Origin of the sequence: Streptomyces sp. NPDC058291 (assembly GCF_042880855.1) — a bacterium.
Lineage (GTDB): Bacteria > Actinomycetota > Actinomycetes > Streptomycetales > Streptomycetaceae > Streptomyces.
Window position 1 is genome coordinate 1 of record NZ_JBHVYK010000138.1, and the last position, 12,867, is coordinate 12,867.

At 72.9% G+C, this 12,867-nt stretch carries 10 protein-coding genes and 2 pseudogenes; 4 read left to right on the forward strand and 8 right to left on the reverse strand.

The annotated features are described in order from the left end of the window. The 4 genes and pseudogenes from ACFVYK_RS36555 to ACFVYK_RS36570 form a co-directional block, all read right to left on the reverse strand. Positions 1-163: pseudogene (locus ACFVYK_RS36555) on the reverse strand (fructose-bisphosphate aldolase); the annotation flags it as partial. A 113-nt stretch (positions 164-276) separates the two neighbouring features. Then, positions 277-1,164: an SIS domain-containing protein gene (locus ACFVYK_RS36560; protein ID WP_389781047.1), complete on the reverse strand. Its 888-nt coding sequence runs from the start codon at positions 1,162-1,164 to the stop codon at positions 277-279. A gap of 134 nt (positions 1,165-1,298) precedes the next feature. Continuing rightward, the gene (gene htpG, locus ACFVYK_RS36565) at positions 1,299-3,236 is read right to left on the reverse strand and encodes a molecular chaperone HtpG (protein WP_389781048.1); all 1,938 of its coding nucleotides are present in this window, start codon (positions 3,234-3,236) and stop codon (positions 1,299-1,301) included. Between the two features lie 140 nt (positions 3,237-3,376). Beyond that, positions 3,377-4,234 (reverse strand): hypothetical protein, encoded by an 858-nt coding sequence (locus tag ACFVYK_RS36570; protein ID WP_389781049.1) that lies wholly within the window; start codon positions 4,232-4,234, stop codon positions 3,377-3,379. Between the two features lie 279 nt (positions 4,235-4,513). Here ACFVYK_RS36570 and ACFVYK_RS36575 point away from each other — a divergent pair, with 279 nt between their 5' ends. Continuing rightward, entirely contained in the window at positions 4,514-5,260 is a 747-nt protein-coding gene (locus ACFVYK_RS36575) for a maleylpyruvate isomerase family mycothiol-dependent enzyme (RefSeq protein ID WP_389781050.1), read from the forward strand. Positions 5,261-5,273: 13 nt separating this feature from the next. On the opposite strand, the pseudogene ACFVYK_RS36580 reads toward ACFVYK_RS36575, so the two are convergent. Next, a pseudogene (locus tag ACFVYK_RS36580) lies at positions 5,274-5,677 on the reverse strand (MarR family winged helix-turn-helix transcriptional regulator). Positions 5,678-5,762: 85 nt separating this feature from the next. On the opposite strand from ACFVYK_RS36580, the gene ACFVYK_RS36585 reads away from it, so the two are divergent. Both ACFVYK_RS36585 and ACFVYK_RS36590 read left to right on the forward strand, forming a co-directional pair. Continuing rightward, positions 5,763-7,319 carry an MFS transporter gene (locus ACFVYK_RS36585; protein ID WP_389781051.1) on the forward strand — a complete coding sequence of 519 codons (1,557 nt, stop codon included), beginning with the start codon at positions 5,763-5,765 and terminating at the stop codon, positions 7,317-7,319. 68 nt (positions 7,320-7,387) lie between these two features. After that, complete coding sequence (locus ACFVYK_RS36590) at positions 7,388-7,675, forward strand: DUF6332 family protein (RefSeq protein WP_389781052.1); 288 nt, start codon at positions 7,388-7,390, stop codon at positions 7,673-7,675. Here ACFVYK_RS36590 and ACFVYK_RS36595 read toward each other — a convergent pair. From ACFVYK_RS36595 to ACFVYK_RS36605, 3 genes are all read right to left on the reverse strand, one after another. Continuing rightward, positions 7,636-8,301 carry a response regulator gene (locus ACFVYK_RS36595; RefSeq protein ID WP_389781053.1) on the reverse strand — a complete coding sequence of 222 codons (666 nt, stop codon included), beginning with the start codon at positions 8,299-8,301 and terminating at the stop codon, positions 7,636-7,638. The genes ACFVYK_RS36590 and ACFVYK_RS36595 overlap by 40 nt on opposite strands. 14 nt (positions 8,302-8,315) lie before the next feature. Further along, on the reverse strand, positions 8,316-9,554 hold the full coding sequence (locus ACFVYK_RS36600) for a histidine kinase (protein WP_389781054.1): 1,239 nt from the start codon (positions 9,552-9,554) through the stop codon (positions 8,316-8,318). A 351-nt stretch (positions 9,555-9,905) separates the two neighbouring features. After that, entirely contained in the window at positions 9,906-11,210 is a 1,305-nt protein-coding gene (locus ACFVYK_RS36605; protein ID WP_389781055.1) for a geranylgeranyl reductase family protein, read from the reverse strand. Positions 11,211-11,411: 201 nt separating this feature from the next. On the opposite strand from ACFVYK_RS36605, the gene ACFVYK_RS36610 reads away from it, so the two are divergent. Then, positions 11,412-12,767, forward strand: coding sequence for a dipeptidase (locus ACFVYK_RS36610; RefSeq protein WP_389781056.1), 1,356 nt, complete (start codon positions 11,412-11,414; stop codon positions 12,765-12,767). Positions 12,768-12,867: the final 100 nt, after the last annotated feature.

Below are 12,867 nucleotides of genomic sequence, written 5' to 3' on the forward strand. Positions count from 1 at the left end.
ACGAACCCCAGCCCGCCCCATCAGCTTGACGAAACCCATAGGGGCACCCCCCCCCCGCGATAACGGCCTCGGCGTGTTCCAGCGTGACGATGTTGAAGGCGGCGACGGCGCTGCGGGCCGCACGGGCCCGGGTGGCCAGCTCGCCGGTGGTGGTGAGCGGCACGGCACCTCCTCTTCGGGAACGTCGAGCACCTCGGGAACGTCGAGCGCTGCGAGGACTGCGAGGACTGCGAGGGCAGGCTCAGGGCTCAGGGCTCAGGGCTCAGGGCTCAGGGCTCAGGGCTCAGGGGTGAGGATGACCGAGCGGGCGAGGTGGCGCGGCCGGTCCGGATCGAGGCCGCGGGCGGCGGCGTACGCGACGGCCAGACGCTGGGCGCGGACCAGTTCGGCGAGGGGGTCTGGTGCGCCCTCGATCCACAGCGCGCCGGTGGCGCGCACGTCGTCGGCCAGGCCCGGCGGCGCCTCGCCGAACGCCCAGACGGCCGTGCCCTCGGTACTGATGCTGACAGGCCCGTGCCGGTACTCCATGGCGGAGTAGGCCTCCGTCCAGGCCAGCGAGGCCTCCCGCATCTTCAACGCGGCCTCGTTCGCGAGCCCGACCGTCCAGCCCCGCCCCAGGAAGGTGAACTGCCCGCAGTCCAGGAGGCCTTGGGGCAGCGGCTCGGCCAGCGCGGTGCGGCCCTCCTCGACGACGGCGTCGGTGTGCAGTCCCAGGTGGGCGCGGAGCAGGGTGAGGGCGGTGGTCGCGAACCGGGTCTGCACGACGGAGCGTTCGTCGGCGTAGTCCAGGACGACGACGTGGTCGGCGGCGGTCGCGACCGGGGTGTGCGGGTCGGCGGTGATCGCGGTGGTGCGGGTGTGTCCGCGCAGGCGGGCGAGCAGGTCGAGGACCTCGGTGGTGGTGCCGGAGCGGGTCAGGGCGACCACCCGGTCGTAGCGGCGGCGGTGCGGGAACTCCGAGGCGGCGAAGGCGTCCGTCTCGCCGTGCCCCGCGCCCTCGCGCAGGGCCGCCGCGGCCTGGGCCATGAAGCAGGAGGTGCCGCATCCCACGAGCGCCACCCGCTCCCCGGGCCTCGGCAGTGCCTCGGTGTGCCCGGCGGCTTCGTCCGCGGCCCGGGCCCAGCACGCGGGTTGGTCGGCCAGCTCGTCCTCGACGTGCGTCATGCCCCACCTCTCGCCGACGGTGTCGCGCCTGCACGGTAGAGCCGGCTGCCGAACCGCTTCAACCGTGCGAGCGGTTCACCGGGTGGGGAGGTGGACCGGGCAGGCGGCTGCCTGCCCGGTCGTGCGACCCCTGGCTACAGCGCGCGTTCCAGATGGTCGGCCACCAGCTTCACGAACCGGCCGGGCTCCTTGGGGCGACCGCCCTCGGCGAGAACCGCCAGCCCGTGCAGCAGTTCCGCGGTCTCGGCGAGCCCCGTGCGGTCCTCGCGCTCCTTGTAAGCCTGGTTCAGGCCCTTCACCAGCACGTGGTCCGGGTTCAGTTCGAGGATCCGGCGGGCGCGCGGCACCTCCTGCCCCATCGCGCGGTACATGTTCTCCAGCGCCGGAGTCAGGTCGTGCGCGTCGGAGACGATGCAGGCCGGCGACACCGTCAGGCGCGAGGACAGCCGCACCTCCTTCACGTCCTCGTCCAGGTGCTCCTTCATCCAGCCGAGCAGCGCGGCGTACTCCTCGCCCTGCTTCTCGCGCTCGCCGTCGGCCTTCTCGTCGCCCTCGCCGCCGAGATCGACCTCGCCCTTGGCCACGGACCGCAGCGGCTTGCCCTCGAATTCGCCGACCGCGTCGACCCACACCTCGTCGACCGGGTCCGTGAGCAGCAGCACCTCGATGCCCTTGGCCCGGAACGCCTCCATGTGCGGGGAGTTCTCGATGCTCTGCCGGGACTCGCCGGTCAGGTAGTAGACGGCGTCCTGCCCGTCCTTCATCCGCTCGACATAGCCCTTCAGCGTGGTCGGCTCGTCCTCGCTGTGCGTGGTGGCGAACGACGAGACGGCGAGGAGGGTGTCGCGGTTGTCGGAGTCGGTCAGCAGACCCTCCTTCAGGACGGCGCCGAACTCCCGCCAGAACGTGGCGTACCGGTCGGGGGCCGAGGTCATCATGTCCTTGACCGTCGACACGACCTTCTTGGTGAGCCGACGCTGCATCATCCGGATGTGCCGGTCCTGCTGGAGGATCTCGCGGGAGACGTTGAGCGAGAGGTCCGCCGCGTCGACCACGCCCTTGACGAAGCGAAGGTACGGCGGCAGCAGCGCCTCGCAGTCGTCCATGATGAAGACGCGCTTCACGTACAGCTGCACGCCGCGCTTGTAGCCCTGGTTGTACAGGTCGTGGGGGGCGTGCGAGGGGACGAACAGCAGCGCCTGGTACTCGAAGGTGCCCTCCGCCTGGAGCCGGACGGTCTCCAGCGGTTCACGCCAGTCGTGGCTGATGTGCTTGTACAGCTCGTGGTACTCGTCGTCGGACACGTCCTCGCGCGAGCGCGCCCACAGTGCCTTCATCGAGTTCAGCGTCTCGGGTTCGCGCGCGGCGCCGGCCTCGTCGTCGGAGCCGTCGTCGGAACCGTCGGCGCCGGTCGCCGCCGCCTTCGGGACCATCCGGATCGGCCAGGTGATGAAGTCGGAGTAGCGCTTGACGATCTCCCTGATCGTCCAGTCCGAGGTGTAGTCGTGCAGCTGGTCGTCGGAGTCGGCCGGCTTCAGGTGCAGGGTGACGGTGGTGCCCTGCGGCGCGTCGTCCACCCGCTCCAGGGTGTACGTGCCCTCGCCGCGCGAGGACCAGCGGGTGCCCTGGCTCTCGCCGGCCCGGCGGGTCAGCAGCGTCATCTCGTCCGCGACCATGAAGCCCGAGTAGAAGCCGACGCCGAACTGGCCGATCAGCCCCTCGGCCCCGGCCTCGTCCTGCGCCTCGCGCAGTTCCTGGACGAACTTCGCGGTGCCCGAGTTGGCGATGGTGCCGATGAGCCGGCCGACCTCGTCGTAGGACATCCCGATGCCGTTGTCGCGCACGGTCAGGGTGCGGGCCTCGGTGTCGGACTCGATGTCGATGTGCAGGTCGGAGACGTCGGCGTCGAGCGTGTCGTCGCGCAGCGCGGCGAGGCGCAGCTTGTCCAGCGCGTCGGAGGCGTTGGAGACGAGCTCGCGGAGAAAGACGTCCTTGTTCGAGTAGACCGAGTGGATCATCAGCTGCAACAGCTGACGGGCCTCTACCTGGAACTCAAACGTTTCGGTCGACATGATGCGCGTGTACCTCACAGTTCCGGAGTCTCCTGCACTGGCGACAGCCACTGTAAAACACCAAGTCAGGGCCGGGCTGCCCGGCGTTCGGATCGCTGTCGCCGCAGGGTGCCGGCGGTCGTCGGCGGTCGCCTGCGGTGTCACCGCATGAGCGCCCCGCGCAGGGTGAGGCCGTAGCCGACGCGCAGTCGTCGCAGTTCCCACAGGGCGACCGCGGTCACCGAGAACGGGGCGCCGAGCACGAGCACGATCCGCACCGGCCCCGGCACGCCCTCGTACGCCCCGGTCAGCAGGTCGATCAGCGCCATCTCCCACACGAGGACCAGCGCCAGCAGCGGCGGAACCGTCTCGTGGATGTCCGCGGTGCGGAACACGTGCACGAGGGACATCCCGACGCCGTAGGCGATGAAGGGCAGAACCCAGACCAGCATGAGCAGGACGACGACGACGGTGACGGCCGTCATCACCGGGTTCGTGGCGAGCCGGCCGTCCGCCAGCCCGCTGAGCACGGCGGCCGGGAAGAGGGCCACGCCGCCGATCAGCGCCAGGATCGAGCCGAACGGCTTGCGGGCCCGTCGCAGCAGTTCCCGCCTGGCCGGGGGGCGGGCCATGCCGATGAGCGCGCCGACGACCACCGGGAAGGTCACCGACAGCACGAGGACGGCGTTCCAGGACTGGTCGAGGCGATCGTCGGCCAGGTCGGCCGCGGACGCGGCGAGTTTGTAGGAGAACGTCACCCACACCACCGCGCAGAGTCCGACGACGGTGCGCACGCGCTGCATGCGGGCGACCGCCGGATCGTCGACCCGGCCGGGCCGCGAGGGGCGGAAGACCTTGCGGCCGGCCGCGAGGGGGCCTACGGCGCGCCAGAGCCGGCGCGCCGGCCCCACCCGGCGCACGGGCGGTACGGGCGGCGGCACCGGCTGCGGGCCGTAGGGTCCGTAGGGGCGGTACGGGTCATAAGGCGGCGGTCCGCCCTGCGGGTTGTAGGCGTTCATGGATTCGGCTCCCCCGAGTCGCGGCTGAGATGTCCGACGCGTCGCGGAATCTTAGTGGCCGTATCCGCGCCTGCCGCGGATACGCCGAGATCAGCGCGGAATCTCCCCCGCTTCGGCGAAGCCCTCCGCTCGGCTCCGGCGACGTCGCGTCGACGACTCGGTGGAGCTCCGGGTGAACACGAGGCGCCGCGCGTCGCCCACGGCGGCGACCCGCGACCGTGTCCGGGGGACCGTGGACAGCGCTCCCCTGGATCGCGCTCCATACGGCAGACTCCCCCCATGGAGACTGCCGAGTTCATCCGTGTCCTGGACCGGGAGGGCCGATCGCTGGCCGCCGCGGCCGCGCAGGCCGGCCCCGACGCGAAGGTGCCGACCTGCCCGGAGTGGCGGGTGAGGGATCTGCTGCTGCACACGGGCGCGGTGCATCGCTGGGCGACCTCGTTCGTCGCCGAGCGCAGCACCTCGTTCGTCCCCTTGGGCGATCCGCCGGACCTCGACGGCGAACCGCTGCTGGCCTGGTTCCGCGAGGGGCATCTGCGGCTGGTGGACACCCTGTCGCAGGCCTCGCCGGACGTGGCGTGCTGGCAGTTCCTGCCCGCGCCGTCGCCGCTCGCGTTCTGGGCGCGGCGGCAGGCCCACGAGACGGCCGTGCATCGCGTGGACGCCGAGGCGGCCGGGGGCCGCGACCCCGAGGAGGCCGCCCGGGACCTGGACGCCGCCTTCGCGGCGGACGGGATCGACGAACTGCTGCGGGGATTCCACGCCCGTGACAAGAGCCGGGTGCGCACCGAGGAGCCGGCGGTCCTGAGAGTGCGGGCCACCGACAGGGCCGACGCGGTGTGGACGGTCCGCCTGTCGGCCGAGCCGCCCGTGACCGAGCGCGGCGCCGAGGGGGCGGCCGACTGCGAGGTGTCCGGTCCCGCGGGGGCGCTCTATCTGTCGCTGTGGAACAGGCTGCCGCTGCCGGCCGTGAGCGGCGACGACTCGCCGGCCGCGCTGTGGCGCGAGAAGTCCGGGGTGAACTGACCGGCCCCGCAGGTCACTCGGCGAGCATCCGGGTCAACACCGCGCGCTGCACCGGCTTCACGTCCGCGTGCAGTGCGCGGCCCTTCCCCGTGAGCGCGACGCGGACCCCCCTGCGGTCCTCCGCGCACAGCCCGCGTTCGACCAGTCCGTCCTTCTCCAGCCGGGCGACGAGACGCGACAGCGCGCTCTGACTGAGGGGACCCGCTCGGCGATCTCCTGGACGCGGTAACTGCACGAGCCGTCCGGCGCGGGCGCCTCGGCGAGGACGTCCAGCACCTCGAAGTCGCTTGCGCACAGCCCGTGTCGGTGCAGCGCCCGGTCGAGTTCGCACTGGGTGCGCGCGTGCAGGGCCAGCATGTCCCGCCACTGTTCCACGAGCGTCCGCTCGTCCCCGATCCCGCCCTTCATGGCCGCCATGGGGCGCACCGTAGCAGAGGAGATGATTCATTGCATCAGAATTAAATGCGCTTGCATTCGATGCATGCGCATGTAGCCTGTCGCCATGACCTCTCCGCTCCCCTCCTCCGCGCCTCCTCTCCCCGAGGGCCGCTGGAACGCCCGCCTGTGGGGCACCCTGCTCGTCCTGTGCGCCGCGATGTTCCTGGACGCGCTGGACGTGTCCATGGTCGGCGTGGCCCTGCCGTCCATCGGCTCCGACCTCGGACTCTCCACCTCGACCCTGCAGTGGATCGTCAGCGGCTACATCCTGGGCTACGGCGGACTGCTCCTCCTCGGCGGCCGGGCGGCCGATCTGCTCGGCCGTCGCCAGGTCTTCCTGATCGCCCTCGGCGTCTTCGCGGTGGCCTCGCTGCTCGGCGGTCTCGTCGACTCGGGCCCGCTGCTGATCGCCAGCCGGTTCATCAAGGGCCTGAGCGCGGCCTTCACCGCCCCGGCCGGTCTGTCGATCATCACCACGACGTTCCCGCAGGGCCCGCTGCGCAACCGCGCGTTGTCCATCTACACCACCTGCGCCGCCACCGGCTTCTCGATGGGGCTGGTGCTCTCCGGCCTGCTCACCGAGGCCAGTTGGCGGCTGACGATGCTGCTGCCCGCGCCGATCGCCCTGGTCGCGCTGGCGGCGGGCCTGAAACTGCTGCCGCGCAGCGAACGGGAGAAGGACCACAACGGCTACGACGTCCCCGGCGCCGTCCTCGGCACGGCGTCCATGCTGCTGCTGGTCTTCACCGTCGTCCAGGCCCCGCAGTCCGGCTGGACGTCCGCCCGCACCCTGCTGTCCTTCCTCGCGGTCGCCGTCCTGCTGACCGTGTTCGTCCTGGTCGAGCGCCGCTCGGCGGGCCCGTTGATCCGGCTCGGCGTGCTGCGCTCCGGCAGCCAGGTCCGCGCCCAGTTGGGCGCCATGGCGTTCTTCGGCTCGTACGTCGGCTTCCAGTTCCTGGCCACCCTGTACATGCAGACGCTGCTGGGCTGGTCGGCGCTGCACACGGCGCTCGCCTTCCTGCCGGCCGGCGCGCTGGTGGCCGTGTCCTCCACCAGGGTCGGCTCCGTCGTCGACCGGTTCGGCACTCCCCGGCTGATCGCCGCGGGCTTCGCCTTCATGGTCGCCGGGTACGCGCTGTTCCTGCGCGTCGATCTCGACCCGGTCTACGCCTCCGCCATCCTGCCGTCGATGCTGCTCATCGGCGCGGCCTGCGCGCTGGTCTTCCCCTCCCTCAACATCCAGGCCACCAACGGCGTCGCGGACCACGAGCAGGGCATGGTCTCGGGGCTGCTGAACACGTCGGTGCAGGTGGGCGGCGCGATCTTCCTCGCGGTCGTCACGGCCGTGGTGACCGCCGGCGCACCGGCCGACCCCACTCCGCAGGCCGTTCTCGACAGCTACCGGCCCGGCCTGACGGTGGTGACGGTCATCGCCGCCGCGGGCCTGCTCATCACCCTGCCCGGCCTGCGCAACCGGCGCCCGGCCGGGTCGGTGGTCGTCGCCGGGTCCAGCGCGCCGAAGACGGGCGCCCGGACGCAGTCCGGGACGAAGGTCCTGACGCGGACGCGGAGCGAGACGCAGACCGGGACCGAGGCGGAGACCGTCGGGGCCCGCGACTGACGGATGCGCACGGGTGCGCCCGGCGGGCCGGACTGGCCCGCCGGGCGCACATTTGTGACACTCACCCCATGAGCGGTTACGGGGAGCGGCGGCGATCGCAGGCCGAGCGGGACGCGATCACCGTCGAGATCGGATACGCGCTGTTCAGTGCGGCGTTCGCGGCGGCCGTGCTGTTCGGGGCGGCGGCCGGACCGGCGCTGCTCTTCGAACTGCCGTCCACGGTGGAGAAGGTGTCGCTGCGCGCGGGTCTCACGCTCGCCCCCCTGGTGTTCGTGGTCCGGGTGGTCTCCGTGCTGGTCCGCTTCCGCAACGGCGCTCAGCCCAGCCAGCCCGGCCGGACCAGCCCCGACTCGTAGGCCAGGACCACGAGTTGGGCCCGGTCCCGCGCGCCGAGCTTCACCATCGTGCGGCTGACATGGGTCTTCGCGGTCAGTGGGCTCACGACCAGGCGGCGGGCGATCTCCTCGTTGGACAGACCGATCCCCACCAGCGCCATCACCTCCCGCTCCCGTTCGGTGAGCCGGGCCAGCGAGCCGGCCGCGGCCGGCTCCTTGGAACGGGCGGCGAACTCGGCGATGAGCCGGCGCGTCACTCCCGGCGAGAGCAGCGCGTCACCGGCGACCACCGTCCGCACGGCGCGCAGGAGTTCCTCGGGTTCGGTGTCCTTGACCAGGAATCCGGAAGCCCCCGAACGGATCGCCTCGAAGACGTACTCGTCCAGTTCGAAGGTGGTGAGCATGACCACCCTGACCTCGGCGAGAGCCTCGTCCTCGGTGATGCGGCGAGCGGCGGCCAGACCGTCGAGCCGCGGCATCCGGATGTCCATCAGCACGACGTCGGGCCGCAGTTCACGCACCGCGTGCACCGCTTCCTCACCGTCGGCGGCCTCGCCGGCCACCTCGATGTCCGGCTGGGCGTCGAGCAGCGCCCGAAATCCCGCGCGGACCAACGACTGGTCGTCGGCGAGCAGTACGCGGATCACCGGTCCTCCCTCGCTCACGTGTCCGCCCCGGCCGTCGTCGGCAGCACGGCGAGAACCCGGAAGCCGCCGTCGGGCCGCCGTCCCGCCTCGATCGTGCCACCGAGCGCCGCCGCCCGCTCCCGCATTCCGGCGAGTCCGTTGCCGCTGCCTCCGGCTTCCGCGCCGGTCGCCGGTCCGTCGTCGTCGATCTGGAGCCGGAGCGTCGCGCCGCTGCCGTCGAGCCGTACCCGCGCGTGGCGCGACCCCGAGTGGCGCACGACGTTGGTGAGGGCCTCCTGGACGATCCGGAAGGCGGCGAGGTCGGTGTGGGGCGACAGCCGGGGCGCCTCACCGGCCACGTCGACGGTGAGCCCCGCGCGCGCCGCCTGCTCCACGAGTTCCGGCAGCCGGTCCAGACCGGGGGCCGGGGAACGCGGCGCGTCGCCCGGCGTGCGCAGGGTGTCCAGCACCTGGCGCACCTCGCCCAGCGCCTCCTTGCTCGCGGACTTGATGGTGGTGAGCGCCGTGCGGGCCTGCTCCGGGTCGGAGTCCAGGAGCGCGAGGCCCACGCCCGCCTGCACGTTGATGACCGAGAGGCTGTGGGCGAGGACGTCGTGGAGCTCGCGGGCGATGCGCAGCCGCTCCTCGCCGGCGCGCCGCCGGGCGGCCTGAGCCCGTTCGGCCCGCTCCCGGGCCCACTGCTCCCGCCGGATCCGGACCAGCTCCGCGACCGCCACGATCGCCACCACCCATCCGGCGACGACGATCTCCTGCCCGAAGGGGGCCGGGCGGTCGCCGGCGGGCGGCAGCCACCGGTACAGCCAGTGCGCCACCAGCAGATGGACGGCCCACAGCATGCCCAGGGCCGTCCAGGCGGCCCGGCGGCGGCCCGCGCCCACGGCGGAGCAGCACGCCACGGCCACCGTGAGGAAGACCGGACCGTAGGCGTAGCCCGCGCCCAGGTAGACCGCCACGGCGGCGGCCGTGCCGAACACCACGGCCACCGGTCGCCGAAGCCGCCAGAGCAGCAACCCGGAGGCGACGATCAGCAGGACCCGCGCGAACGCGTCGAGCGAGGCCCGCTCCTCCCGCTGCGCGTGCGCGGCGAAGGCGGAGCCGGCGAGCACGACCACGGTGACCAGCGCGGTGGAGCGCCAGGGCCATCGGCCCGCGTCCGGCTCCACGCCCTCGCGGCCATCCCAGCGGCGCGGCCACGGTCCGTGCCCCCGCCACCGCTCGGGGCCGGCGCGCCCGCGCACCCGCTCTTCGTCCATGTCCGCCACGCTAGACGCCGTCGGCGGGGCCGGACGTCCGCCGGGCGAGGTGAGCGGCCGTACTCCCCTGGAAGTACGCGTGACGGCGGACGCGCGCGTAGCGGGAGTGGACGTCGGAGGAAGCGGTCGCGCCCGTTCGTGGTGGTATGCGTCAGCCGTGGCCGGGCGGGTCCGCCGGCAGGTCTCGGCGAGCCGCCGTCAGCCGGGGCCGTCGGCGCCGCCCCGACTCCGGCACCGGGCCTCGGACTCCGTCAGCTCCTCAACCCCCCGGGCGTCCGAGCAGACGGGGACCGGGGAGTGGGACCGGGGGGCGGGGGCGGAGAGCGGGGAGCGGGGAGCGGGAGCCCGGCTTCAGGACTCGCCCTCCTTCGCCCCGGCCTCCGCCTGCGTCTCCGCCTCCGCCACGGGCGCCGACGTCGACGCGGCCGTCTGCCGCCGGTCCATCGCGGTCAGCGCGCGCTGGGCCATCGGATGCGAGCGGACGAGCTCACCGAGAGTGGTCCGGCCGCGGGTGATGTCGGTGAACGCCCTCCAGGCCGGGCGGAGCCCGGTGAGGGCCGCGTGAAAGAGCCCGGGACGGCGCTCGAAGGCGGCGAGCATCCGCTTGCCGACGCTCATCTCCACACCGAGCCCGGCCTTGACCGCGAAGGCGTAGTTCAGCGCCTGCCGCCGGGCGTCGACCGCGTCGTGGGCCTCCGCGATGCGGACCGCCCACTCGCCGGCGAGCCGGCCCGAACGCAGGGCGAAGGAGATGCCCTCGCGGGTCCACGGCTCCAGCAGACCCGCCGCGTCCCCGCAGACCAGCACCCGCCCGCGCGAGAGCGGCGAGTCGTCCGCCCGGCAGCGGGTCAGATGGCCGGAGGAGATGCTCGGCTCGAACCCCGCGAGGCCGAGCCGCCCGATGAAGTCCTCCAGGTACCGCTTGGTGGCCGCGCCCTCACCCCGCGCCGAGATCACGCCCACGGTCAGGGTGTCGCCCTTGGGGAACACCCAGCCGTAGCTGCCGGGCATCGGCCCCCAGTCGATGAGGACACGGCCCTTCCAGTCCTCGGCGACCGTCTCCGGCACCGGGATCTCCGCCTCCAGGCCGAGATCCACCTGGTCGAGCTTCACGCCGACGTGCGCCCCTATCCGGCTCGCGCTGCCGTCCGCGCCGACCACCGCGCGCGCCAGCAACGTCTCGCCGCCCTGCAGGACCACCGCCACCGAGCGCCGGTCCGGCACCGACGACCCGTGCTGCTCGACCCGCTGCACGGTGACGCCCGTGCGCAGCTCCGCACCCGCCTTCTGGGCGTGCTCGACGAGCTGCTGGTCGAACTCGGGCCGGTTGATCAGCCCGAACAGCATCTGCCGCGAGCGGCGGGTCCGGGTGAAGCGCCCGTTGTTCGAGAAGGTCACCGCGTGCACCCGGTCGCGGAAGGGCAGCTCGAAGCCCGGGGGCAGGGCATCGCGTGACGGGCCGATGATGCCGCCGCCGCACGTCTTGTAGCGGGGCAGCTCCGCCTTCTCCAGCAACAGCACGCGCCGCCCGGTGACCGCCGCCGCATAGGCGGCCGAAGCCCCCGCGGGTCCCGCGCCGACCACGACCACATCCCACACCTGACGCGCGTCCGCCGAAGAGTTCTCGTCGCCCGCCGAAGAGTTCTCGCTGCTCACGATGGTCTACTGCTCCCGATCAAGCTGCTAGCCGCACCTGTCCCCCGCATCCTACGGCGGAGATCGCCACGGTCCGATGACGGTCCGCTGTGACAGGATCGGCGGCGTGCGCGCCCCCACCCGGCAACGCGTACGCTCGCACGGTCCCTCGAACGGACCAGTGCCACTCCGTACAACGTCGCACCCACAAGGAGCGTGCCCATGTCGTCGCATCCGATCGCCGAGACCGTCGCCTCGCTGATGCCCAGGGCGCGGGAGGAGCTCACCGAACTGGTGGCCTTCAAGTCGGTGGCGGACTTCGACCAGTTCCCCCGGAGCGAGAGCGAGGCCGCCGCCGCCTGGATCACGGCCGCGCTGCGCGCCGAGGGCTTCCAGGACGTGGCCGTCCTCGACACCCCCGACGGCACCCAGTCGGTCTACGGTCACCTGCCCGGCCCCGCCGGCGCGAAGACCGTGCTGCTGTACGCCCACTACGACGTGCAGCCCCCGCTGGACGAGTTTGCCTGGACCACCCCGCCCTTCGAGCTGACCGAGCGCGACGGCCGCTGGTACGGGCGCGGCAGCGCCGACTGCAAGGGCGGCGTGATCATGCATCTCCTCGCGTTGCGCGCCCTGAAGGCCGACGGCGGCGTCCCGGTGAACGTCAAGGTGATCGTCGAGGGTTCCGAGGAGCAGGGCACCGGCGGACTGGAGCGCTACGCCGAGCAGCACCCCGACCTGCTGAGGGCCGACACCATCGTCATCGGCGACGCGGGCAACTTCCGGGTGGGCCTGCCGACGGTCACCTCCACCCTGCGGGGTATGACCATGATGCGGGTCCGGATCGACACCCTGCGGGGCAACCTGCACTCCGGTCAGTTCGGCGGGGCCGCGCCGGACGCGCTGGGCGCGCTGATCCGCGTCCTGGACTCGCTGCGCGCCGAGGACGGCTCGACGACGGTCGACGGTCTCACCGACGACTCGCGCTGGGAGGGCCTGCAATACGAGGAGGGGCAGTTCCGTCAGGACGCCAAGGTCCTCGACGGCGTCTCGCTGATCGGTTCCGGCACGGTCGCCGACCGGATCTGGGCCCGCCCGGCCGTCACCGTGCTCGGCATCGACTGCCCGCCGGTCGTGGGGGCCACCCCGTCCGTGCAGGCGAGCGCCCGTGCGCTGATCAGCCTGCGGGTGCCGCCGGGCGTGGACGCGGCCGAGGCCACGAAGCTGCTGCAGGCGCACCTGGAGGCGCACACCCCGTGGGGCGCGCGGGTGAGCACCGAACAGGTCGGGCAGGGACAGGCGTTCAGCGCCGACACCGACAGCCCCGCGTACGCGGCGATGGCCGAGGCGATGACGGCGGCCTACCCCGGGCAGGAGATGCAGTACGCCGGCCAGGGCGGATCCATCCCGCTCTGCAACACCCTCGCCGCGCTCTATCCGCAGGCGGAGATCCTCCTCATCGGCCTGAGCGAGCCCGAGGCGAAGATCCACGCGGTCGACGAGAGCGTCTCCCCGCAGGAACTGGAGCGCCTGTCGGTGGCGGAGGCCCTGTTCCTGCGCACGTACGCGGCGAGCTGACCCGCCCTTCGGGCGGCGTGGGGCCTCACCTGGTGGCGGGGGGGGCCCCCCCCCCCCCCCCCCCCCCGCCCCCCCCCCCCCCCCCCCCCCCCCCCCCCCC